General features: G+C 40.6%; 21 protein-coding genes. 3 read left to right on the top strand and 18 right to left on the bottom strand.

What is annotated here, in order from left to right; all coding sequences use genetic code 11:
- Nucleotides 1–323: 323 nt before the first annotated feature.
- Both IP510_RS00380 and corA read left to right on the top strand, forming a co-directional pair.
- Nucleotides 324–713 carry a DUF2237 family protein gene (locus IP510_RS00380; protein ID WP_194362833.1) on the top strand — a complete coding sequence of 130 codons (390 nt, stop codon included), beginning with the start codon at nt 324–326 and terminating at the stop codon, nt 711–713.
- Nucleotides 714–874: 161 nt separating this feature from the next.
- Nucleotides 875–2029 (top strand): magnesium/cobalt transporter CorA, encoded by a 1155-nt coding sequence (gene corA, locus IP510_RS00375; protein ID WP_413786439.1) that lies wholly within the window; start codon nt 875–877, stop codon nt 2027–2029.
- Between the two features lie 64 nt (nt 2030–2093).
- Here the strand turns inward: corA and IP510_RS00370 are convergent, their stop codons facing one another.
- From IP510_RS00370 to IP510_RS00300, 15 genes are all read right to left on the bottom strand, one after another.
- Nucleotides 2094–2612, bottom strand: coding sequence for a phosphate-starvation-inducible protein PsiE (locus IP510_RS00370; protein WP_194362831.1), 519 nt, complete (start codon nt 2610–2612; stop codon nt 2094–2096).
- A 108-nt stretch (nt 2613–2720) separates the two neighbouring features.
- On the bottom strand, nt 2721–3599 hold the full coding sequence (gene folD / locus IP510_RS00365; RefSeq protein WP_194362830.1) for a bifunctional methylenetetrahydrofolate dehydrogenase/methenyltetrahydrofolate cyclohydrolase FolD: 879 nt from the start codon (nt 3597–3599) through the stop codon (nt 2721–2723).
- 294 nt (nt 3600–3893) lie between these two features.
- The gene (locus IP510_RS00360) at nt 3894–5093 is read right to left on the bottom strand and encodes a DegT/DnrJ/EryC1/StrS family aminotransferase (protein WP_194362829.1); all 1200 of its coding nucleotides are present in this window, start codon (nt 5091–5093) and stop codon (nt 3894–3896) included.
- 10 nt (nt 5094–5103) lie between these two features.
- On the bottom strand, nt 5104–5715 hold the full coding sequence (locus IP510_RS00355) for a sugar transferase (RefSeq protein ID WP_194362828.1): 612 nt from the start codon (nt 5713–5715) through the stop codon (nt 5104–5106).
- Nucleotides 5716–6846: a glycosyltransferase family 4 protein gene (locus tag IP510_RS00350; protein ID WP_194362827.1), complete on the bottom strand. Its 1131-nt coding sequence runs from the start codon at nt 6844–6846 to the stop codon at nt 5716–5718. It lies immediately after the preceding gene.
- Entirely contained in the window at nt 6843–7955 is a 1113-nt protein-coding gene (locus IP510_RS00345; protein WP_320154162.1) for a hypothetical protein, read from the bottom strand. The genes IP510_RS00350 and IP510_RS00345 overlap by 4 nt, the downstream gene beginning before the upstream one ends.
- The gene (locus IP510_RS00340; protein ID WP_194362826.1) at nt 7942–9018 is read right to left on the bottom strand and encodes a glycosyltransferase; all 1077 of its coding nucleotides are present in this window, start codon (nt 9016–9018) and stop codon (nt 7942–7944) included. The genes IP510_RS00345 and IP510_RS00340 overlap by 14 nt, the downstream gene beginning before the upstream one ends.
- Nucleotides 9019–9080: 62 nt before the next feature.
- On the bottom strand, nt 9081–10148 hold the full coding sequence (locus IP510_RS00335) for a glycosyltransferase family 4 protein (RefSeq protein WP_227669397.1): 1068 nt from the start codon (nt 10146–10148) through the stop codon (nt 9081–9083).
- Between the two features lie 184 nt (nt 10149–10332).
- Nucleotides 10333–11403, bottom strand: a complete 1071-nt coding sequence (locus tag IP510_RS00330) for a glycosyltransferase family 4 protein (RefSeq protein WP_194362825.1) — start codon at nt 11401–11403, stop codon at nt 10333–10335.
- Nucleotide 11404: 1 nt separating this feature from the next.
- Complete coding sequence (locus IP510_RS00325) at nt 11405–12475, bottom strand: glycosyltransferase family 2 protein (protein WP_194362824.1); 1071 nt, start codon at nt 12473–12475, stop codon at nt 11405–11407.
- 115 nt (nt 12476–12590) lie between these two features.
- Complete coding sequence (locus tag IP510_RS00320) at nt 12591–14273, bottom strand: ABC transporter ATP-binding protein (protein WP_265087545.1); 1683 nt, start codon at nt 14271–14273, stop codon at nt 12591–12593.
- A 181-nt stretch (nt 14274–14454) separates the two neighbouring features.
- Complete coding sequence (locus IP510_RS00315; RefSeq protein ID WP_194362822.1) at nt 14455–16452, bottom strand: polysaccharide biosynthesis protein; 1998 nt, start codon at nt 16450–16452, stop codon at nt 14455–14457.
- 53 nt (nt 16453–16505) lie between these two features.
- Nucleotides 16506–18767, bottom strand: a complete 2262-nt coding sequence (locus IP510_RS00310; protein WP_227669396.1) for a polysaccharide biosynthesis tyrosine autokinase — start codon at nt 18765–18767, stop codon at nt 16506–16508.
- 31 nt (nt 18768–18798) lie between these two features.
- On the bottom strand, nt 18799–19275 hold the full coding sequence (locus tag IP510_RS00305; protein WP_194362820.1) for a low molecular weight protein-tyrosine-phosphatase: 477 nt from the start codon (nt 19273–19275) through the stop codon (nt 18799–18801).
- Between the two features lie 41 nt (nt 19276–19316).
- Complete coding sequence (locus IP510_RS00300; protein WP_227669395.1) at nt 19317–20363, bottom strand: polysaccharide biosynthesis/export family protein; 1047 nt, start codon at nt 20361–20363, stop codon at nt 19317–19319.
- 619 nt (nt 20364–20982) lie between these two features.
- Between IP510_RS00300 and rluB the strand changes: the two genes are divergently transcribed.
- Entirely contained in the window at nt 20983–21930 is a 948-nt protein-coding gene (rluB, locus tag IP510_RS00295) for a 23S rRNA pseudouridine(2605) synthase RluB (protein ID WP_194362818.1), read from the top strand.
- A gap of 135 nt (nt 21931–22065) precedes the next feature.
- Here the strand turns inward: rluB and IP510_RS00290 are convergent, their stop codons facing one another.
- The 3 genes from IP510_RS00290 to IP510_RS00280 all read right to left on the bottom strand — a co-directional run bounded on the left by IP510_RS00290 (nt 22066) and on the right by IP510_RS00280 (nt 24348).
- The gene (locus tag IP510_RS00290; RefSeq protein ID WP_194362817.1) at nt 22066–22653 is read right to left on the bottom strand and encodes a hypothetical protein; all 588 of its coding nucleotides are present in this window, start codon (nt 22651–22653) and stop codon (nt 22066–22068) included.
- A gap of 45 nt (nt 22654–22698) precedes the next feature.
- Entirely contained in the window at nt 22699–23382 is a 684-nt protein-coding gene (locus tag IP510_RS00285) for a hypothetical protein (protein ID WP_194362816.1), read from the bottom strand.
- A 198-nt stretch (nt 23383–23580) separates the two neighbouring features.
- Entirely contained in the window at nt 23581–24348 is a 768-nt protein-coding gene (locus IP510_RS00280) for a hypothetical protein (protein WP_227669394.1), read from the bottom strand.
- Nucleotides 24349–24406 lie beyond the last annotated feature (58 nt).

Raw genomic sequence — 24406 nt, 5'->3', positions numbered from 1 at the left:
AAGTATAATTTAGAATGATAAGACGAGTATCTTTATGCGCTAAAAAACGGCGACAAATAATCAAGGCACTTTATGCTTTAGTTTAGCATAGCACTCAAGGTTCGCCTAGTGACAATTAGCCACAATCACTATCTAATTACTGTCCAACTGCAGGCTAGGGTCGTAGCGGACACAGCCGTTATCGCTGATGTATTTGGCTTAATATTGGGCGCATAGCCAAGAGGTTTATTTTTTGTTAACCATTAGATAATGAGCATGATTACGGCAGCATCATCGGTATAGACTCATGATACACTAACACATATTTTTATCTCGGAAGCCTTATGTCATCTGATTACCACCCAAACCCTGCCATCAACCAAACCAATGTCTTAGGCACGGCGCTTGCCAGCTGCTGCTTCGATCCTATTACCGGCTATTATCGTAATGGGTTTTGTCATACAGGCAACCATGATGTCGGTCAGCATACCGTCTGTGCCAAGATGACCAGCGAGTTTTTAAACTTCTCTGCCAGTCGTGGCAATGACCTTATAACACCCCTACCTGAATACAACTTTGCGGGTCTCAAACCTGGTGACTACTGGTGTATCTGTGCACTGCGCTGGGTTGAGGCGTTAGATTTTGATATTGCCCCGCAAATTAAGCTAGAAGCTTGTCATGAGAGCCTACTGGCATTGGTAGATATCGAGACGCTAAAAAGCTATGCACTCTAAAACCGACTTACTGTGGGTAAAGTGAGCACACGCTAAAACAGTAGCCATGCTCACGGTAAACTTCGATTATTGACGTTTTTGATTATATGACAGGAGGGTGTATGGAAAACGATAATAATCAATTGATTAAGAAGACAGCTCGCATTGCACCTGATTCCAATATGGATCATATATATGCCCATATGAACGACCAGCATCTTTATCTAGACAGCGATGACAGTTATATTTATGGTGATGTCGCTGCGACGAGTGAGGATACCATTGAGACCATGACGGTCTATGATCCCGACTCTGAGCGCTACGAGGATATTGACCTATCGAGCGCAGATGAAGTCGTCAACTGCTACGCTTACTCACGTAAGACGGGTGAAAACCTTTATAAAGTGGCACTCAATGATGTCAGTCGTGCGCTGAATAATAGTGGTCAATTTATCTGGCTCGGTCTTTATGACCCCAGTCTAGAAACCATGGTGAAGGTCAAAGAAGCCTTTGATCTACATGAGCTGGCGATTGAGGATGCATTTGCAGATCATCAACGTGCCAAAGTTGAGAACTACGACAATGATATGGTCTTTGTGGTGCTGCGTACAGCCAAGTTAGAGGACAACGTCATTCGCTACGGCACGACGGCGATATTCATGGGCAAAAACTACCTGATTACCATCCGTAATGGGCCATCAAATTCTTATGCACCTGTGCGTGAACATTGTCATCGTCGCCCCGAAAAGCTTCGCATGGGCCCTATCTTTGTGCTACATGCCATACTCGATTTTATCGTCGATAACTATATGCCGATCACCGACCGACTGGGTCGATACTTGCGTGAGCAAGAACGCTATGTATTTACCTACGAGTTCGATAAGGGTACCTTAAAAAACCTCTACGAGCTCAAGTCACAGCTGGTACATATGCGTGCTATTATCCTGCCTGTCCAAGACATTTGTAGCTTTTTTATCAATCATAAAAAAAGCGAGATTGTCTCTGGATTTTCTCAAGCCGCTAAGCCCTACTTCCGCGATGTTAATGACCATCTTTTGCACTCGCTAGATGCCATCAATGGTCTCAATGAGATGCTGAGCGTGGTTATGAACACCTATATGGCCATGGTCAATATGGGACAGAATGAGGTCGTGCGTAAGCTGGCAGCATGGGCAGGTATCTTAGCCGTACCGACGGCCATTGCTGGCATCTATGGCATGAACTTTGATTTTATGCCTGAGCTACATTGGAAGTATGCCTACCTTGTCATCATGGTTGTTATCATCGCACTATGTAGTTACTTGTACTATAACTTTAAGCGCCTAAAGTGGCTGTAATGTAAAATATCAGATATAAAAAGGGCTACCACTGGTAGCCCTTTTTTGTTCTGATCATTATATATCACTCACGGCGATGCTTGGTATGACTATCAGGCGCTTGCGCATTATCGGGCAACAATGCATTCACGATTAGGTTTGCATGCTGCTTATCGAGATTGTCCTCTGGGCGGCCAAAGGTTTTGGCTGTCCATGTCAGTATCACGATAGCGCCGCTTAGCAGCATAATCGCCACAGAAATCGTCGCTAGCAGCCACAAATGAAAATAGTCTGAAACGGCTTGCACATCGACCACCAAATGCCGTGACAACGCCGTTATCGCAATGAATATCAAAAACTGTACGGGCAGACGGTGGGTTTTAAAATAAATACCTATCATGGCTAGTAGCTCAAGATAAATAAACAACATCAAGATATCTTTTAAGTCCGCTGAGCCTTTTTGAACGATCTCAATAAACTCCTTGCCTGCCGTCCACACCACCACCACACTGATTAAAAATAAGATAACGTAATGGCAAATGTCGACAAACTCTCTACCAATACTCTGTAGCCGCTCATGAATACCCACGTTTTTTTTAGCCATGTTTAGGTCCTATCAACTGAAATGTGGTTGATTTAGCCTGAGTTATTACTGCATCAGGCCCCTCATATATCGGCAATCAGTATTCCTATCACTATTTTTTTAATCGAACTACAAACCCGCTGATTTTTCAGCCGCATCGACCGTCTGGCGGATAAGCGTATTGATGGTCATTGGGCCCACACCGCCCGGCACTGGCGTATAAGCACTAGCGATATTCTCTACGCCTTGTAGCTCGATATCACCCACGCCGCCATCATCGGTAGGATGGAACCCTGCATCGATGACAACTGCGCCTGCTTTGATCCACTCTGCTTTAATCAATTCAGGCACGCCTACTGCACCAACCACGATATCAGCACGCTTAATATGCGATGCCAAATCCTGAGTTCTAGAATGACAAATGGTCACGGTACAGTTGGCATTTAATAGCATCATCGCCATTGGTTTACCCAAGATTGCACTACGACCTACGACCACTGCTTCTTTGCCTGAGAGCTCAATATTGTGATGCTCTAGCAAATGCATGATGCCCTGCGGTGTACACGAGCCATAGGCTGACTGCTGCATGCCCATACGACCAAAACCAAGACAAGTCACGCCATCTACGTCTTTTGCCAAATCGATCTGCTCAAAACATGCACGCTCATCGATATGTGCAGGGACAGGATGCTGTAGCAAAATGCCATGTACGTCTGGATTGTTATTCAGCTCTTCTATCTTTGCCATGAGCTGTTCAGTGGTGGTCTCGGTTGGCATCTCAACCCGTATAGAGTCCATACCAACACGCTTACAGGCATTGCCTTTCATACGCACATAAGTCGCAGAAGCGGGATCTGCACCAACCAATATGGTCGCCAAGCTCGGCGTGCGTCCTGTCTTATCCTTGATAGCATCTACGCGCGTGCGTAGTTGTTGTTCTATTTGTTTGGCAAGTGATTTGCCGTCTAAAATGGTGGCAGACTCTTGGGTAGTAGACGCAATAGACATAGAAACTCCAATAGAGGGTATGACAAAAAAATAAAGACAGCGCCGCAATTGCTTGCATGCCTGTCTTATCCTTAATCAAGGTATGATTGATAGTGATATTGTACCTGCCTGCGTCCAAAAATCCTAGCATGGCATTAGGTTAGATACTCATAAATTTCTATAAAGACTCTATTAAGCAGTGTCGCATTATGATTAATAAAATGCTAATAATCTTTAATTAACAACTCAATAAACCATAAAACTGATATCAGACTGACGTTTCTGTACGGAATATCAATGCGTATCAGCAACGCTTCATTTAGCTATTGAGCCAAACACACTATCAATAGCCTCTACTGTCTGCGCAATCTCAGCAGTGGTGAGCGTGGGGTGCACCAAAAACATTAAGCTGGTCTCACCCAACTGTTTTGCAACTGGTAATCTAGTCTCTGGACGTAACCCTGTATCATCAAACGCTTTTTCTAAGTACACCTCTGATGCCGTACCAGAAAAACACGGTACACCTAACGCATTAATCTCTTGGATGAGTCTATCACGTGACCAATCCTCAGGCAGGTTGTCTGCATTCACATATACATACAGCTTATAGTACGCATGTTTAGAGTCTGAAAAATGCGGTGTGTCTTCTAACGTAGGCACGACCAAATAACCCTTCTCTGCCCACTTGGCACAGGCCTCTAATATCGTGTGGGCGTTAGCAGTACGTTTGGCTGTCCAATCACTCATTCGCTCAAGTTGAATACGTCCTATGACAGACTGCATCTCAGTCATGCGCCAGTTGGTGCCAAAGCTCTCATGTAACCAGCGATAGCCGGGCGCATGCTCTGTCTCATACACGGCTGCATAGCTCTTGCCATGGTCTTTGTACGCCCACATCTTGCGCCATAGCTGCTCGTCATTGGTGGTGACCATACCGCCCTCACCGCCTGTGGTCATAATCTTATCTTGGCAAAAGCTCCATGCGCCAATATGACCAATACTGCCCACGCTACAGCCTTTGTAATGTGCCCCATGTGCCTGCGCACAGTCTTCTATCACATATAAGTCATGCGCATCAGCCAAGGCCATAATGCTGTCCATATCACATGGCCAGCCTGCCAAATGCACACATATAATAGCACGGGTGTTTTTCGTCAGTACGGCACTGATAGAGTCAGCGGTGATGTTGCCTGTGGCTTCATCGACATCAGCAAATACAGGTTTTGCTTCACCGTTCACCACACAAGAGATACTGGCGATAAAGGTGCGCGGTGTGACAATCACTTCATCGCCGGCTTTAATATCGAGCGCTTGCAATGCCAAATCTAACGCTAGCGTGCCATTACCCACAGCGATGGCGTAGTTGCTGTCTGCCCAATTAGCAAACTCTGTCTCAAATTCACGACTCTCGGTCCCTGTCCAATAATTAACTTTGTTGGATAACAATACTTGGCTAACGGCATCGGCCTCTTGCTGAGTAAAACTTGGCCATGGAGAAAAAGGAGTGTTTAGCATATATTCCTCATCAAAGCGTATTATGATCAACGCTATTACCTGTGAATTTACTCATGGTCGCTTCCCCATCAGCACTAATACCATCTTTGACGATGACTTTTTTCACCGTCTTACATAAAATTTTGATATCTAGCCACAATGACTGGTTATCCACATACCAAGTATCAAGTGCAAACCGCTCATCCCATCCAATAGCATTACGGCCATTCACTTGTGCGTAGCCAGTAATGCCTGGACGGACACTATGCCGATAAGTTTGCTCAGCACTATATAATGGTAAATATTCCATCAGTAGCGGTCTTGGGCCTACCAGACTCATATCTCCCTTAATCACATTCCATAGCTCAGGCAGCTCATCTAGGCTAGTATTACGCAGTGCCTTACCAAAGGATGTCAGACGTTCACTGTCCTCTAATAGATTGCCATTTATATCTACACTATCCTTCATTGAGCGAAATTTTATCATCTCAAACGGTTGACCATATAAACCAGGACGTCTCTGACGAAATAAGACTGGCGACCCCAGATTCTTATTCACTTGATAAGCGGTCACAGCATATACAGGAGACAACACGACCAGAGCGGCAGTCGCACCTACGATATCGAATAGTCGTTTTATCATTTATAAACCCAACATATTTAGTAATCGTTTATTGACTTTATCGGCATCAAATTTTTCTTGCGCTATTTTATAACTTTCAATACCCATCTTCTCGATTTGTTCAGGATGCTCTATAAAATAAATCATCTTTTCAGCCAAGGCTTGTGGATTCCATTTCTCGACTAAAAAACCGTTAACACTATCAACGACTGTCTCACGACAGCCAGGTACGTCAGTGGTTATAACAGCCCTTCCAATGGCCATCGCTTCTTGAGTGCTACGTGGCACACCTTCACGATAAGACGGCAATACAAATACATGGTGACTGGCAATCCAATCTTTTACATTATCAACTTGACCGGGGTAATTGACGACTTTTGATGCAATCAGCTCATCTAGCTCTGACCTTTGCAATGCACCCAAGTTAGATACATCTATTTCCCCTAAGATAGTGAAATAGGCCTCAGGATATGTTTTCTTTACTATTTTTATCGCTGAAATAAAGTCATGAATACCTTTCTCTTTTAATAAGCGTCCAATAAATAAAAATTTAATAGGCTTTTGAATATTCACTACAGGCTGATACTCGTAATGACTCAAACTCAAACCAATGCCGCCTAGAACCTCTACCTGCTTTGCTCGTATATTGTACTTCTTCAACAAATCATTAGGATCATCAGCATTTAAAAATATGAGCGTGTCTATCTGAGGCAGAACCACTTTATATAGCAGAACCTGAATCGCTTTGATAACTTTCACTTTTTTGCTCAGGCCTTCGGGTTGGTCTGTAAAACAATACCCTAACCCCTCAAGCATACCTACCACTTGCGGAACTTTTGCCATTTTTGCTGCTAACGTTCCAAAGATGACTGGTTTAGAAAAGTAAGAGAACACAATATCTGGCGCCATACTTTTAATCACTTTAGATAAGTGATACGTAATTTTGATATCAGACAAAGGGTTCAAACCCCCTCGACTCAAACGATAGGTCACTGGTATAGCACCTAACATTTCTATCTTCTTTAACTCTGCTTGAGTATATTCAGACGTAAATGCATAGACAGTATGCTGCTGTTTAACCAACGCTTTGATGAGATCCGCACGAAAACCATAGAGACTATAAGCAATGGTGCCTAAAATAATTATTTTCATCTATTAATTCCCTCTCGTTTATTAGAGGATAGCTTTCTCAAAGAACTACTTTTAAGTCTTAAAACATAGAAGAAACTGATATATATAGCCAAATAATTATATATTCTCAAACGAACTGCTGTCCCTAAGTTATCATTTCCAATCAGCCAAACACTGCCATAAAGTACAAAGAACACAATGAGAAAGCGTACAAAGCTGTCTGCGAATTTTATATTTTTTAACACATATACAAGCATAAAAAAGAATGGAATGGTTTCAAGTATGAACAGTACAAGTGCTAATGGGTTGGTAATATACAAACCTAACATCTGTCCCAAAAAGCTGATGATAAAATTAGGTATAAATAATAGAGGGTTAGAGAAGCTTAGACCTAGAGTTGAACCACCTCCTGACGCCTCAAACCCAGATCTATATTCAGTGAGTAAGTCTAAAACACCTACATAGTTGGCTATAAATAGAAGTGAAAAGTATAAAAAACCCAAATAGACAACTCTACTTTTTGTAAACCTTATTTTAAAAAACAGAAGACTGAGTAAATAAGCGTAACCCAAATAAATTCTAATCTCTATCAAGAAAAAACCAATTGCAACAGACAATAAAAAATAGAAAGTAGAAATCAATAGGCTATTACTTTTCAGAAACCCCTTTACTGTCAGACAGCCTGCTAAAAAGCAAAACGCCATAAATACATCACGAAAAATATCTGTCGAAAAAAAGAATATGGTTGGATGAATCAAACAAACCAGCAAGGAGTACAAATAATACTTCTGATTTTTGTTAAACGTCAGACCTGAAAGCCTAACCACCATCATCGGAATAGCTATCAGGCTTAAGAAAAACAAAAGGTAAGTAGTCACGTCACGCGAATATAAACCAATATCATTCAACCATCTTAATAATATTGGCCAAATATTTACTGCCGTATCTGTAAGGCCTTCAGCATAAGAGTTGTAATAATTGGCATCACTACCACCTCCTAAGTTTATGACTAAAATGCCATATTCCATTAAAACAAAAGCAATGATCTTAAAAAAAAATACAGTCGTAACTAATAAAAAAATAGTGGGATTAGAAAATCGTTCGAAGAAGTGCTGATTATTTCTCATCATATACCTTCATCCATTCGTCTGAAACAATCTCTATATCAAACTTATTTTTAGCATGTTGCCGTCCCAGTATGTTCTTTTTTTCAATGAGCAAAGTGTCTGCGATAGACTTTGCCAAAGCTTTAGGTTGTCTAATAGGTACAATGCTGCCATAACCATCTAATATCTCATGTGCACCGCTAACATCAGTGGAAACAACGTTAGCTTGGCAAGCGAGCGCTTCAATCAATACGGTTGGTAGACCTTCATAATCAGAGGATAAAACGAAAACATCACAAGCGCACATCAATGTCGATATGTCATGCCTTCGTCCTAATAAGATAACGTTTTTATCTAACTCTAACGCTACAATCAGCCTTTCAATTTCTGACCTTAGCTCACCATCACCTGCAATGAGTAGTACAAAAGGAGTAGAGCTGAAGGCTTTTAAAGACTTGATGGCCATTAGCAAATTAGAGTAGTTTTTTGCTTCATTGAAACTACCGACTGCTAAAATGAGCTTGCTACTTTCATCTAACTCCAACTCATCTTGTATCTCAATTTTTGCCTGCAAACGATAACTGAAGTCATCAAAATTCACGCCATTGTATATGGTTTGCATGCTGCCTTTAGGTACTGCATGTTTTGATTCGAAAGCTGCAACTGCCGTATTACTCACATTGGTACTTATATCCGCTAAAGGGTTGGTCAGTCGATAGGCTAGCATACGTAGCGCGCCGCCTTCGTTGCTACTATGCGCTGTCGATATCAATTTATTTATGGGTGTCACTAGTTTGACCAAGCGCGTTAAAATGTTTGCATGTACCATATGCGAGTGCACAACATCAGGCTGATAACCTTTAATGCTTTTTAATAGCAATACATACGCTATAGGTAGCGACATTGTATTGGTTAAGGCAATTTTGATTAACTCAATATCTTTACATATCGGTCTGGTGAGTGCCTGACCTACAAAATAGATGATTTTGACTTGATGTCCTCGTTTGACCATCTCATCTGCTAAGTCGCAAACAACTCGTTCAGCGCCTCCTTGCCCTAGACCAGTGATGATATATAGTATTTTCATTGTTAGCCTATGACAGATTAATTAATAAAACTCATTGCAATGAATTTTTTATAAAATTTATTTTAACTCTCAATCAGTTTAATCCACTGTTTTATTATTTTTTCTGGTTGATAAAAACCAGATTTCTCTTTAGCTTTTGACCCAATTAGCTTCCGACCTTGCTTGTCTTTCATGGACTCAATTAAGGACAAGGATAACTGTTCTATATCATTCTTAGGTACCAATATAGATCCTGTACCTTCTAACACTTCTGCAGGTCCTGTATCACAATCAAAACTGACTATCGGCAAACCAAAAGCTAACGCTTCAATTAACACCATACCAAAACCTTCAAAGCGAGAACTTAAGCAAAAAATTTCAGCGTCTTTATAATACTGACTAATATCAGAGGTGCGGCCTACCAATTCAACACTATCTGCCAAGTGGTTTTCTGCAATAAACTCTGTGAGTTTTTGTCTCTCCTCTCCCTCTCCTACTATAACCAACTTCCAGTCTGGCAGCGCTTTATTAACCTGTATCCAAGCCTCAAGTAACATATCAAACCCTTTAATATGGGTTAAGCTACCTACCGATAATACTATTTTCGTATTTTTTTCCTTATCGAAATACTGAGGTGGAAATGGGCAGTAATTAGCGATGGCTATGATTTGTGATTTATGCTGTGTGCCATTTAGCCAATGCTGTTTGTCTTTTTCAGTTAACGTGACAACGGAATCACAGTATCGGGCCGCCAATTGACGAGCAAATCTTCTTTGGGGCTTATCTATATTATTACTAAAGCCGAAATGTTCCCAACATATATGCTTTACTGGCAGCCCCAGCACAGCGAGCAAAGTAAACTGAATGCATAAAGTGTCCACTACAATTAATGTATCAATGCGTTCTTTTTTTAGTAACTTTCTTAATTTATAAATAGTATTTGGAATACGGCATAACTTACATTTTGGAAAGCTCATTAAAGACAACAATTTAACTTCTTTATTAATAGAAAAAAAAGGCATATCGCCATCAGCTATGCTCGCTAGCAATACCTCATATCCGACCTCAGACAATCCATTAGCTAGCATAGAGCCTACTCGCTCTGTGCCTCCCGAGTTATTGACGCTACTTGTTAATATTAAAATTTTCAAATGATGCGTCCTTTATTTTTATAGAAAAAAGACTCGGTGGTATATAAAAATCCAATATAACTAAAATCACATCAACACTACTAAATATATTTATTAAAGATATAATCAATTTTTTAAAATTAATTAAAAACTATAACGTCACTACCAATATATATCAAATTTAAAATATTAGCATAACTTAATTTCACCTTTCCAATAATTCAATCCACTGATTTATTATATTCTCTGGCTGATAATTTTCGCACTTCTCTTTAGCTTTTAAACTGATTGATTCTCGAGCTGGCTCATCCTTCATCAAATCAATTAAAGATGAAGCAAGCTGGCTTATATTGCTTCTAGGCACTAGGATAGAACCTGTATCTTCTAATATCTCTGCAGGTCCTGTATCACAGTCAAAACTCACAACAGGCAAACCAAACGCCAATGTTTCAAGCAAAACCATAGGAAAACCTTCAAAGCGAGAGCTCAAGCAAAATATATCGGCTTTTTCATAATACTTGCTCACATCAGAAGTACGTCCCACTAAATCAACACTATCTACCAAGTTATGATCGTTGATAAAACTTGTTAGCTTTTTCCTATCTTCGCCTTCACCAACAATGACCAGCTTCCAATTCGGCATAGTGCTATTTACTTGAACCCAAGCTTCGAGCAATAAATCAAATCCTTTTACTTTTGTGAGCTCGCCAACAGTCAAGACCGTATTGCTGCCATTTATTTTGCTATCGGTTTGAGGTGGAAAAGGACAAGGATTAGCTATCGCTATTATTTGCGATTTATGCGATGTACCTCTTAACCAGTACTGCTTATCTCTCTCTGTCAACGTAACCACGGCATCACAGTATCGCGCTGCTAATTGACGTCCCACTCTTCTACTATATCGCCCTAAATCATTATTAAAGTTAAAATGTTCCCAGCAGATATGCTCTATATCTAGCCCAAACAATGCAGGTACTGTAAATAGGCATGAGTTACTATCAACAACAATAACCCTATCGATTTGGTGTTCTTTGATAAATTTACGTATCTTCCAAATCGTGGGTAGAAAATTCTTTTTAAAAGATATTTTCTGAGGATATAACGAGTAAATTTGAATATTTTTATTTAAAGTGAAAAAAGGCTCGTTACCATCTACCAGGCTCAATATTGAAACATCATAATTTTTTTCAACCAATTCATTGGCTACCACACTAGTCACTCTTTCTGTGCCGCCAGAATTATTAAGATTACCTGCAATAAAGCATATTTTTTTCATGCTATACATCCTGATAAGTTACATCACTTTCGTTATTAGACGAAAAGTATTTGAAAGCATTACGGATTAGTTTACGAGTAGGTTTAAATATCTTATGCAGAATTATTCGGATCAATCTTAGAAAAGGTAAGGATATATAGTTAGGTACTAGAGTTAAGAATAAAACTGTAATACTTCGGTAATTAAAGACCTGCTCATAATCATTTTCTCGCATTGAGCTCTCAACTACTTTTACTTTAATCAATGCAGATGCTAAAAATGCATCATCGATATAAAGGAGATTATAAAAGTTAAAATCTATAAGGCGCCTTGACAGTACATTTTTCAATTCATCTCGTCTGTAACGCTTTACAAGTGCGATTATCTCTAGTTCCAGCGTAAAAGCATCTAATAACTTTCGACCATTTTCGCTACTCAGTGCACTAATAGACTTACTATGCTTTCGATATAAATACATTTTTTTTGGTAAATAATATCTATTTTTTATCTCAAGACCTAAATGCCAATGAAAAGGGCCATCCTCATAATAAAACCCTATTGGGAAACGGATATTCGAATGTTTTAACACACTGAATCGAATGAAATTTGCCCAACAATAATGGTCTAGATTGAAATACTCATTTCCTTGTTTATAGCTTATTAGTTCTAAATCAGATGGAGAGCAAGGCTGCTTTACAGTTTCAGGAGTGTCACTAAATTGTGCATGGCCATACGTGATTAAATCTGCTTTGGTTGTTGTCGCACAATCGACACAGGTCTTTACTAAGCTTAAATCTATGATGTCGTCAGAATCGACAAACATTATGTATACACCGGTAGCCAAATCAATCCCCTTATTACGGGTAGCTGACAGGCCTAGATTTTTGACGTTTTTAATGAATTTGATGCGCCTGTCTTTTAGATAAGGTTGTAACACCTGTATAGAATGGTCAGTTGAGCAATCCTCTACTACGATTATTTCAAGGTTCTGATACGTTTGCATTTTAATAGAGTTCAAACACTCATCAAGATACAGCGCAACGTTGTAGACAGGTACAATGATACTGACTAATGGGCTCTCAAATGCGGTCATGATTAGCACCTCACGCATAAATTGTCTAAAAGTTAAAAATCTATGATCCCTGTCTGTTACTGCTAAAAACTTTGTGAAGCGATACGAATTTTCTCATACACTTATAATGCATTCATTATGAGAACTCAGCCATTTTTTTAAACATGGGATTGTTATCTATAAGCTGTTGGTACGTCCCTTGCTCCACTATTCTGCCTTGCTTCATAAGATAGATGACATCGCAGTTTTTTACTGTTTTCAATCGGTGAGCTATCATTACGATGGTTTTTTGTCCACTGAGTTCTTCAATAGCATCCATTATGACTTTTTCAGTAATACCGTCTAAGGCACTTGTTGCTTCATCAAACACCAACACATCAGCTTGATTGTATAGTGCTCTGGCTATACCAATACGCTGTCGCTGACCTCCTGATAGTTGAACCCCTCGTTCCCCAACTTTCGTGTCTAAACCTTCAGTCAAGCTCTCAACCAGCGACTCAAGGTGAGCAAGCTTCACCGCTTGTTTGACTTTTGCTAAATCAATATCATCATGGCATATGCCAAAAGCGACGTTTTCAGTGATACTGCCTTCACTCAAAAATATACTTTGCGGTACGAATCCTATGTATTGCTGCCAAGCTTTTCTATTTTGTTTATCGATAATGATATTATCAAGCATCAATGCTCCTGTATTCGGTGAAATAAGACCGAGTAGCAAATCGATGGCTGTAGACTTGCCTGATCCCGACTCACCGACAAAACCCACTGTAGAGTTGACAGGTATATTGATATTGATATTGTCTAGTGCTGGCAATATTTTATTAGGGTATGTAAAGCTGACTCTATTCAGTCGTATATTCTTAATTTTTGATAGATCAATTGATCGATTGTCTAATATATCTGAAGTATCACTTTGCTCATCTTCTATGACTAATGAAGCCAGTAAGTCTTCTTTTATAGAATCAAAAGCCGCGGTATTACCTCTAATCGTAGCAACACTATGATATATCTGTTGCAAAGCCGGTAATAACTTAAACCCTGCAAGGGCATAGACGGTCAATACAGGTAAAACTTGACTTAAATTGCCGTCACGCGTCGTCAATAAAACTAAGACCAGACCAATCATTGCACCAAAAGCCAATAGCTCCATCAAATAGCGAGGCGCTTGACTCAATGCCGTATTCACGCCTTGAGCGCGAGCAAATAACTTTCCACTCGTCTCAAACTGATGAACAAAATCATGTCTACGATTGTAAAGTAGTACATCCTTGATACCCCCGAAACCTTCATTCATCAATCTAAACCGATCTGTTGAGGTAGTAGAGACATATTCTCCGTAGAGGGCAATACGTTTGCGGATTACTCTATATATGATGACGTAGCCGCTAGCAAATAATACAACCCCTACGGTTGCTATCAGTGGGTTATAAATAAAGATGCTAATCGAGATAAATACGGCTAATACCAAGCGAGCATTCATTTGTATAAATGGCAAAATAATAAAGTTTGTCACTCTTAATGCTTCAGTTGCAATTTGCTTGGTTAATTGAGCACTACTTCCACTAGCATGAAAAAGCCAATCTTTTCGTAAATAATAATGATACAAACGATCGCTAATCTCTGTACCAACAGAATAAGCAAATAAAGACAAACGCCATGTGGTAATCATTGATAGGACAGAAGCCAAACCTAGCATCAATAGTACAAACAGACCCGTTATAAACAAGAAATCTGTGTGCGTACTAACACCACTGGCTACATATATACTATTAAGAAACGCGTTGGTTTCAAGCAGCTGCATGTCAGCAACTAAAGCCATAAAAGGACCTATAGAAGCAATTCCTAACAGCTCCATAAACGCCATGAAAACCATCATGATCTGCAAAGACAAATAGCGTCGACGCTGATCTATGGTTAACAAGGCAAATAATTCTTTGGCTAGTCGCAGCATACTTTATAACCACTCTATTGGTTTACTTACGTCAATTTTTCTTAAAATGTTAACTAACCACACCCATGGGTTCTACATCCGCCTTTTCAATTTCGGTATCATTTCCTTCCTGATACCCCTCTACAAAAAACCTAAACTGTGTTTTTAGCCATGCCACATCTTGGTTTTTGGCTCTTTCTACAAACTCAAACAGTATTTTTTCGATATCAGCCAAAGGAAAACTGTGCTCCATCGCTTGCATGATTAACGGATGAAAGGTAGCTTCGATATTGTCTTCTCCAATGATCAGCTCTTCATAGAGCTTTTCACCCGGTCTCAGTCCAGTAAAGATAATTTCAATATCACCATTCGGATTACTGTTATCTTTTAGCTCACAACCTGTCAGACGAATCATGCGCTTGGCCAGATCAATAATTTTGACCGGTGCACCCATATCTAGTACAAATACCTCACCACCAAATGCCATTGCACCTGCTTGGATCACAAGGCTTGCCGCTTCTGGTATCGTCATAAAATAGCGGGTAATCTCTGGATGAGTAATGGTAATAGGACCACCCTGCTCAATTTGTTTGGTAAAAAGTGGCACAACAGACCCTGATGACCCCAAAACATTGCCAAAACGCACCATGCTAAAGCAAGTATGGCTATTGCTCTGACTCAGACCCTGACAGACCAGTTCGGCCAAGCGTTTGGATGCACCCATGACATTGGTAGGCCTTACGGCTTTGTCAGTAGAAATCAAGACAAACGTTTCAACATGTGCTTGTATCGCCGCACGAGCGCAGTGATAAGTGCCTTTGGTATTGTTAATTGCCCCTTCAAACGGATTAGACTCGACAATAGGTACATGCTTGTATGCCGCCGCGTGATAAATAGTTTTTATATGGTTATTTTTGAATATATAAGCCAATTTTTTTTCGTTGCTCACGCTTCCAATGATACTGATGATGTCAATGTCTTGGTATTCCATATGCTCTATTTTTTGATTTCTAAGCTCTTGGTCTATGGTATACAGCGCATATTCAGACTGCTCATACAGTACCAAACAGGCTGGTTTATTTTTCATGATCTGTCGACACAGCTCACTACCAATAGAACCACCTGCTCCTGTCACCAGGACGCTTTTACCTGTGATATTTTTTTGTAGTAGCTCTTCTACCGGCTCCACGGCGTCTCGTTCTAGGACATCTAATATATCTACTGGCCGTATATGGCTCACGGTTACTTGCTCATCAGCCAGCTCTCGTAGGCTTGGTAAGTCTTTTATCTTGATAGAGATACCTGACAGACTGTCCATGATTTGTTTTTTGCGCGCACGGCCCATAGAGGGCATTGCCAAAATCACTTGTGAGACATTGAGCTGGGCAATCAATAGCGGTAGCGCATGATCAGCATATATTTTTTTGCCATGCAAGTAAGCACCTGTCAGCTGATGATTGTCATCGATATATGCCACTACATTGTATTTATGCGTGTATTTCAAACTCTCTGTTAACTCTCTACCCGCTTCCCCCGCACCATAAATAATCACGTTTTCACAGCATTTGTCTGAATTAGCGGTTTCATCCAATCTCTGTGAACGTGTCAATAGTGCCCTTATCATCAATCTGCTGTTCCATAACCAAATAAAAAATATGAATAGAAATATGATGGGTGCAGAGCGTGGCATCGATGGTAACGGATTCAGATAAATAATGAATTGGTAAACGATAATGAGTAATAGAAATAGCTGTAGTACACGTCCCATAGCTGCATCAAAAAACCCTCTAGAAGCCCCTCTATAAAACCCAATCAAGTAAAGGCTTATGACAGGAATGAAAGCGTACAGAATTAACAACGTAGGGCTAATATGATGAGCAATATAACCTTGACGTAATATCAATGCTAAAAATAAGCAAGATACCGACAACATAAAATCAATGCCAAATAAAATGGCACATTTGACAAATCGTGGTAGCGATAATAAATACAGAGCCGTACGCTTCATCCATCGATCGAAATCGTGAGATGTTTGATAAGCATTGTCAGACTCTGTCTTTATCAACATAAGACTCACCTATTTAAGTTATATTGCTTATGGAAGATACCGTCGCCACTCTATTACTGGTTATGCCCATAAGCATAATGGTAATGATAGCTATACTTATTTATAATGCTTTGCTGTACGTCATTGAGAATAATGCCATCTACTTTTACATTGGCTTTGCCCATCTGTTTGATGGCATAGACCAGTTGTCCTTCTACTGAATGATTGAATTTAGTCACTAGGAGTACCTTATCTGCATGTTGTCCCAATACCATGGCATCTGAAGCCGCTAGTATTGGTGGTGCATCAATGACAATATAGTCATACTGCTTTTTCAATGTTGCCATCAGATGAGTAAAGTTTTCTCCTGTCAGTAATGAGGTGGGGTTATGTGACTGCCGTCCTCGCGATATAAAATCAATATGCTTCATACCAGTCGATTGGATAAAGCTTTCGAGATTCAATTTAGAGATATCACTATCAACCTGATGTTCACTCACTGGAATAAGGCTACTTTCATCCTGTAGTAAATAATCGGCCAGACCTTCATCCTGGCTCATACCAAACATCTTATGCAACTCTCCTAAACGCATGTCTCCATCAATGACCAAAATCTTTTTGTTGAGCTGAGAAAACACCTCTGCTAGATTGGCCGTGATAAAAGATTTGCCAACACCCGGGCTCTCTCCAGTGATCAGTATGACTTTGGCAGACTGCCCAACTACGGCCCCTGTCGGCATCCCAAAGATAAGATTTGTTCTTAAACTCTTAATTGCTTCGTAACTTAAACCGTTGTGATCCACATGGGCAAGCATGCGATCGGTGATTTTTTTGTTTTTACCAAGCTTAGATATTGAGGGTGAACGTGGAATCGTCGCAATGACAGGTATCCCTGTTTTGGACTCCAAATGTTCTGGATCTTTTACCACATTTCGAATAAGATTTTTGAGTAGAACCAATATCACCCCAAGCATCGTACCTATGAGCATGGTCAATATAATGATCTGAAATTTATTCGGTGCGATGGCATCAAAGGTGCTGGTTGGTCTATCCAAAATGCGTGCATAACCAATTTGACCAGCTTCAACGATTTTCATTTGCTCATAATTTTTGAGCATGGTCAGATAGATCTCTCTGTTCAGGGCAGTATCTTCCGATAACTTCAAAAATTCTCGCTGAATCTCAGGCAAACCAACAACAGTATTGTCTATTGTTTGTGTCCGATTATTTAGAACTTTGAGCTGCTCATTTATCTGAATGACCATTGGATGTTCTTCGGTATAGTAGGTGGTCAGATCTGCTTTTTTTAGTTTAAGGTCATTGAGTTGCTCACCAATTCGAGACTTTTCATTCAATAGCAGTTCTGCCTCTTTGCCCACATCGATGGTGCCGTATTTTTTGCGGAAATTATTAAATAATGTTTCAGAGGTCGCAAGCTTTTCTTTTAATGCGGGAATTTGCGTTTCCATAAAAGCAAGGGTTTTGGTGGTCTCTTCAGAGCCACGGGATTGGTTTTGATCCACGTAAGACTGGACTATCTGATCGAGTATGGTGGTGACTTGCTGCTGGTTCGTACCTATCATAGACAATTGGATAATACTGGTTTGCTCCCCTCGTTCATCAACAGACAATGCGCTATTGATAGCATCTGTTGTGGTCTTTAAGGTTTGCTTGGTAATATTGATAGGATAGCCATCACTCGGCAGTTCAGTCACAGTGATATTAATTTGACCGTCCAATCCTTTAAACTGATTCGGCTGACCCAGTTGACCTTTAAACTCATCAAAGCCATTGCTCAAGACAAATCCTGTTGCAGATTTTTCTAGCGTAAAGGCTTGATTCAGATATTCGGGTGATACATCAAATTGATCAATCTGTACTACACCATTGCTAGTATTAAGTGATACACCCTCAGGTGTATTTATCTGAGTATCGATGCGATTGTTCTTTATTCTATCGATGTATCCAATATTAGAATCAGTCAGCCGAATACGTAAGTGCAATAAATCAACCACAGGCTCTAGGATCATGCGAGAGCGTATGAGCTCGGCTTCGGTCTCCGTTTTACTCGTTTCCTCTTTAACCAAACCCGAGATATTCTCGCCAAGCGCTTCTACGCCCTGCGTATTTTCTTCAATCTGTATCAGTGCATCTGCTTTAAAGGTCGGGTTGACGTAACGGATATACAAAAATCCTATCAAAAATCCTAGTGCTGCCATAAGCACGATGATTTTCCAACCACGCAACAAAACCAAAACCATAGCCATTAAGTCGATGTTGTCATTGTCTTTTTCGCCCGTAGGCATTGATAGGTCTTTTGAATCCATATTATTCATAACCATATACTCATTATTCAATGTTGATCGATTAATAGCATTCGCTTAGCGTCCAATTTTTGACTGACGGTGCGTCACTAATTTTGTCATTCCATTGTTCAAGGCTATCGACAATGTCTTGTTTGCTGCCCGCAAATATTGCCGCATCCAACTGATAAGGATCGATGATATCTTTATCTAACCAGTGACCGATTCGAAATGTTTTGCCTCGGCAGTACGGCCATCGACTCTCTATCCACTTAGTTTGCTCAATTGACATCGTTAAAATTAAACCGGCATTTTTAACCAACACATCACTAATTTGCTTTGTCACATGTGAGCTTATGTCTATATTGTGAGTGGCCATTAATTCAATCGCCACCTTATCTGCAGAGTGTCCTATTAGTGCTGATAACCCAGCAGAGTCAATGTACTTTTCTAAATAACGCTCTGTCAATAGCGCAGCTGCCATTGGGCTACGGCAGATATTGCCGATGCAAACAACCAAGATATTATCAAATGCGCCCATCATTCATGCCTTTTATAGTTGATGCCTTTTATAGTTGACGCCTACAGTCCCGAGATTACGTTGATTGCAGAGGTTGAAGGCAGTATCGCGCTAATAATACGATTCCAGCGTGCCAAACCTGTTGGGTCGACGTAGAGGATGTCATTGGCTTGCATATCAAAGCGGCTGGCCAATGCCAAACTTGTGAGGCTCTGCATATCGACATAATAAATATTGGTATATTGGTACTGCGGGTTATCCCGAACGATGTATACCTTGGCCGCATTGGCTGTATTGGAATTCAATCCATTTGATTCGCCTAGCACATGCGCTAAGCTCAGTCCTTGCTCAGGAATCGCGACTGGCTCAATCTTGCCAAACTCCCCAAGTACATAGACTTTATTACGGCTTTGGCTATTAACATGGATAGCATCGCCATCTCGTAGATATATCTGATTGGCGGATAGGCCCATTTTCTGCAAAGACTGAATACCTAATTGATAGCTACTGCCTTGACGATTGAGCACAATATTATTTGAATCTCCAGACTCACTCGTCCCACCAGCCATAGAGATAGCCCCATATACTGAGATCGGCACATCTGCAATAGCAAACTCTCCGGACTGCTTCACTGCCCCATCTACAAAAAACTTGCTGCCACGATAATTGATAATTTTGACCTGAGGGTCTGAGAATTTAAGATAACGCTGAAGCTTACTTTGTAGCGCCGCGGTAAATTGTGGCACGCTCATCCCACTGGCTTGAATACGTCCTATCAGTGGGAACTGTACAAATCCCTGTTGATCAACGGTTAGGCTAGTAGTAGAAGCATTGATATCTGGATAGTTGGTGAGGATAATATTGAGTATGTCCCCTTTTGCGATGCCATAGCTGACTCGCCCAGAGGTTTTTATTAGGTTATAAAGGTCTTGAGTCGGAGTAGCTACCACTGTACGTGGTAAAGTTGCCAGACTTAAAGGCTGAATATGAAACTGTAAGCCATTCTCCGCTGTAAAAGTGCCAGATTCAGGTAAAGCTCCTGACTGAAGTCCTGAAGTTATCGTGCAACCTGTAAGCAATCCCATAATAAACAAGCAAGTTAAGCTCATTATTAAAAGACGTCTGTGTACAAAAATGAAATATTTATAAACCATAACAGTTACTCATATTTATATTTGTGAATCAAAGCAGCACACTATGTTGCACTAAATACATTCATAAAAATGAATCTATACATCAAATATACACCCAAACTATGAGCAACGCAATATTTATAAATTCATATATAACAGATCGTGAATTGTATACACAGATACCTTGTATCCTTTTATTTTCAATGGTTTTAATATCAGATAAAAAATAATTTATCATAAAAAATCGATCATATACTGCGCTATTTAAGTATTCAAATCATTGTGTGGAGGTTGACCAATACCCTGTAAATGAAATTTCTTCAATAGATATTTGTTTACAAAAACTGACCTTGATTAGACAATTTATTGTAATTATTCGTTAAAAATAAATGTGCTAGAAAACAACTTATTAATACGCTTTTTACCTACTGCAATTCACTAAACTAGACTTCTATCTATTATTATTCATCTTGCTATAAATACTCATGATTATAAGCTATTGGTTTACGTGCTAAAGTCGTCAAAATAGCGTAGAATAGTCAATCCAATTTTTTTACATTGAGAAATGTAAACCCACCGACTCAAGGTTATGATTATGAAAGACGAAAAATTACAGAAAGCCCTCGCCCGCATGGGACTGGGTTCACGCCGTCAGATGGAAGAAGTCATCAAAGCGGGTCGCGTTACCGTGAATAACGGACCTGCGACCATTGGTGACCGCGTCGAACAAGGCGATGAGATTCGCGTTGATGGCCGTCAGATTAAATACACCTCTGAAAATGAGAAGCGTCGCCGTGTTATCGCTTACTACAAGCCTGAAGGCGAAGTCTGCTCTGCTAAAGATCCAGAAGGCCGTCCAACCGTTTTTGAGCGTTTACCGAAGCTGACTCATGACCGCTGGGTGATGGTTGGTCGCTTGGATATTAATTCAACGGGTCTGTTACTGTTTACCAATGATGGTGAAATGGCGCATCGCTTAATGCATCCCTCTGGTGAAGTCACTCGTGAATATGCGGTACGTGTATTGGGTGAAGTGACACCTGAGATTGCCCGTGCATTAACGGCTGGTGTCATGCTAGAAGACGGTCTTGCAAAGTTTGAAGATATCAAAGACGGTGGCGGTGAAGGCGTCAATAAATGGTATCACGTCCAGCTGAAAGAAGGCCGTAACCGTGAAGTACGCCGCTTATTTGAGTCACAAGGCCTGAAAGTTAGCCGTCTACTACGCACGCGCTACGGTACGATTGCCCTACCAAAAGAGTTACGTACTGGTCGTTTCTTAGAACTCGACAGAAAAGACATCAATACTTTGACTGATCTTGTGAGCTTGCGTCCTCGTTATGGTACGGGTCTGCATGGCGCAGCGAAAGAGAAGCAAGAACGTATCAGAAGCAAGCCGCTTAAAGCGCGTCGTGCTACTGACAGTCGTAGCGATAGCCGCAGTGGTAGCGACAATCGCAACAGCAGCGCAAAACCTAAGAGCAGTGCTAGCCCTGCCAGTCGTGGTACACGTAACACTCGTGACCGCAACGATAAACGCTAGTTAAGTTGGTTTAACATTATTCTAAATCTTTGATAGGTTTAGCGTAAACATAAAAAAGCTGCCAGTGATGAATAATCATTGGCAGCTTTTTTTATGTCATTTATAGCAAGTCGTTGTAATTCTGACGATGTAGACTTAGCTATCGTGACTATTGATATAGCTTTTCATTACTCGCAATTCCTGCAACTGCTGCGTATCCATTTGCGCCAGCAACTTATCTAAACGCTGCTCAATATTGTTTAAAACGCTCTGTAATAACTCATTAGCTTCCGCTTTATTGTCATTGCCTACACTGTCAGTACTCACATTGTCGCCACTCCTTTTGTGAATATTTCTATTCACATTTACTAGATGGTGATGACTGGCTAACATTTCTGGCAACCGAGTATGCAGCATCTTGTTTAGTACAAATTGTTGTTCTGTTATGGCAGGCGTATTATGCTGAGCTTGTAGCGCTGTTTGATACGCTTGATAATGATTCACTTTTTCATCGATACGTTTTAATTGCCGCAGTTGCTGCTCTGGCAGATTTTGCAGATGTTTCTTATGCAAATTTAGTTGCTGCCACTTTACAGTAGAGAATGATAATGGTGCATTATCATTCTGATAGACGAGCACACCTGGCGTAATACCAACAGCTTTATGGAAAGCTTGCCAGCCTTTCTTACCCAGATAAAAGGTAGTAACTGTCGTTACAATGCCAATGCCTATTAAGATGCTCATATATGCTTACTCTTCATTTTGTCCTTTAATCACAAAACTCTGCATCTATAGTTTAATATCCTCAGCACTCACATTTGTACCAGTTGGACTTTCAATCGCCTGAATATTTACATCACTGCTCACATCACTATTGGCACTACTGACATTGTGATCAAGCTTTTGAAGCTCTGTATTACCAGTAGGATTATCAAAGCGGGATTGTAGATATCGATTGGTTACTAGCAACTTTTGACCATCCTGATGATAGGAGGCATTCAGCAACTCATCGAACTGAGTATTAATCGTGCTTAGTACATCTAATAGCGCCTCTTTACCCGTGACGTTAGAGTGCTTGATTTTGGTCGTATCAGCGAGCGCACCATCCCCCACATCTAAGTCATGCAAGCGGCGATAGTCTGCAACGGCGAGTGGTACATGCCTGTCCATTAAGTTTTGAATCATAATATAAGTTTCGGTAATGGTATCTTTATCATCAATTTTGCCATCATTATTGGTATCGCCATAAATAACACGCAGCTTCTCGCCTTTTTCATTGATTTGGTCTAGCGCTGTTTTGACCTCCACTGGTAGGCTCTTTTCAGGGATATAACCCAATTGCGGCATCGCTTTGTATTCGAGCATTTTTGGCGCTGTGACTTTCTTGATGCCACGATAGCCCAGATATAACCCAGCGGCTGGTAGCACCCCATATAGTATAAACATCACGAGCATCGCAGTCACTTGGGTCATCAGGTTGTCCTTATTACTTGGTAGAATGGTTTGGCAAATTCTTTATTATTTTGGTTCATACTTTAAGCAAAGCGATTTGAACGTAGCCAATTATATTGATTGGTCATGCTTTTATTAAACAAAAAAATAAGGCTTTATTAAAGCCCTATATTGTTGTGCATTGTGTTTATAGATGATCATTCTCTTTTAAAAAGAGCGCTAGCTTTGCGTACGGCTTTTGACATAACGGTGTGTGGAGGCCAGACGATTCATCACCGTTTGATGCAGCTCATCTAGCAACTCATCAAGCTCATAATCTATCTCAAGAAACAAATCGGTCAACATATCTCCTGCCGTCATCTTACCTTGGACCATATTGTTTTTGGTACGATGGGGGCTGAAGCGCTGTAGTTGTTCATAATGATGTAGTGCTTCTGGAATACTCTCAGACACCAGCTTGTCGATGACGAACTGACGCTCATTATGTTGCTGCTGTTGCTGTTCGTTGAGCTCGCTGCTCCATTCACGGTAGCGCTTCAGCTTACCATTGATTCGGTCTAATATCGCAACAGCCTCAATGGGCATGGCATTTAGGGTGGCTTCGTCGACCACATCAACAAGCTCAGTCATAATCGGACAGCATCCATGTTTGAGATACCATAAAGTATCGGGGTCAAAAGGAGGTCTATTGGTCGGGCGCATTTGGGCACGATTGGACAAATAGCGATCGGTCAAAGGCGTGGGCGTTCGAATATCACTCACTTGTGCCAAGGCATCACAAATACGATTGGCACGCTCGGGCGGCGTCAGCACAGAAGGCTTATGGTTAGCTTTTTTGCCCTCATTAGAGACACTAGCACTATTACTATCATTAGCGACCGACTCTATCTCTTGACTGGCACCCATTTCCCGAGCGTTCTTAGCCGCTTGTGTTGGCAGGTCATCGGGCGCTTGGCCAAATGACTGTAGCATTCTTGTCAAACTCATGACCATGACTTGCTCTGCTCCTCGCCTATTCACTTTTATTGCTATTGCACTTACTCAC

The organism is Psychrobacter sp. NG254 (genome assembly GCF_015277735.1).
GTDB lineage: Bacteria > Pseudomonadota > Gammaproteobacteria > Pseudomonadales > Moraxellaceae > Psychrobacter.
The sequence above is the reverse complement of the archived record's forward strand: the minus strand, read 5'-3'. Positions and strand labels throughout refer to the sequence as shown.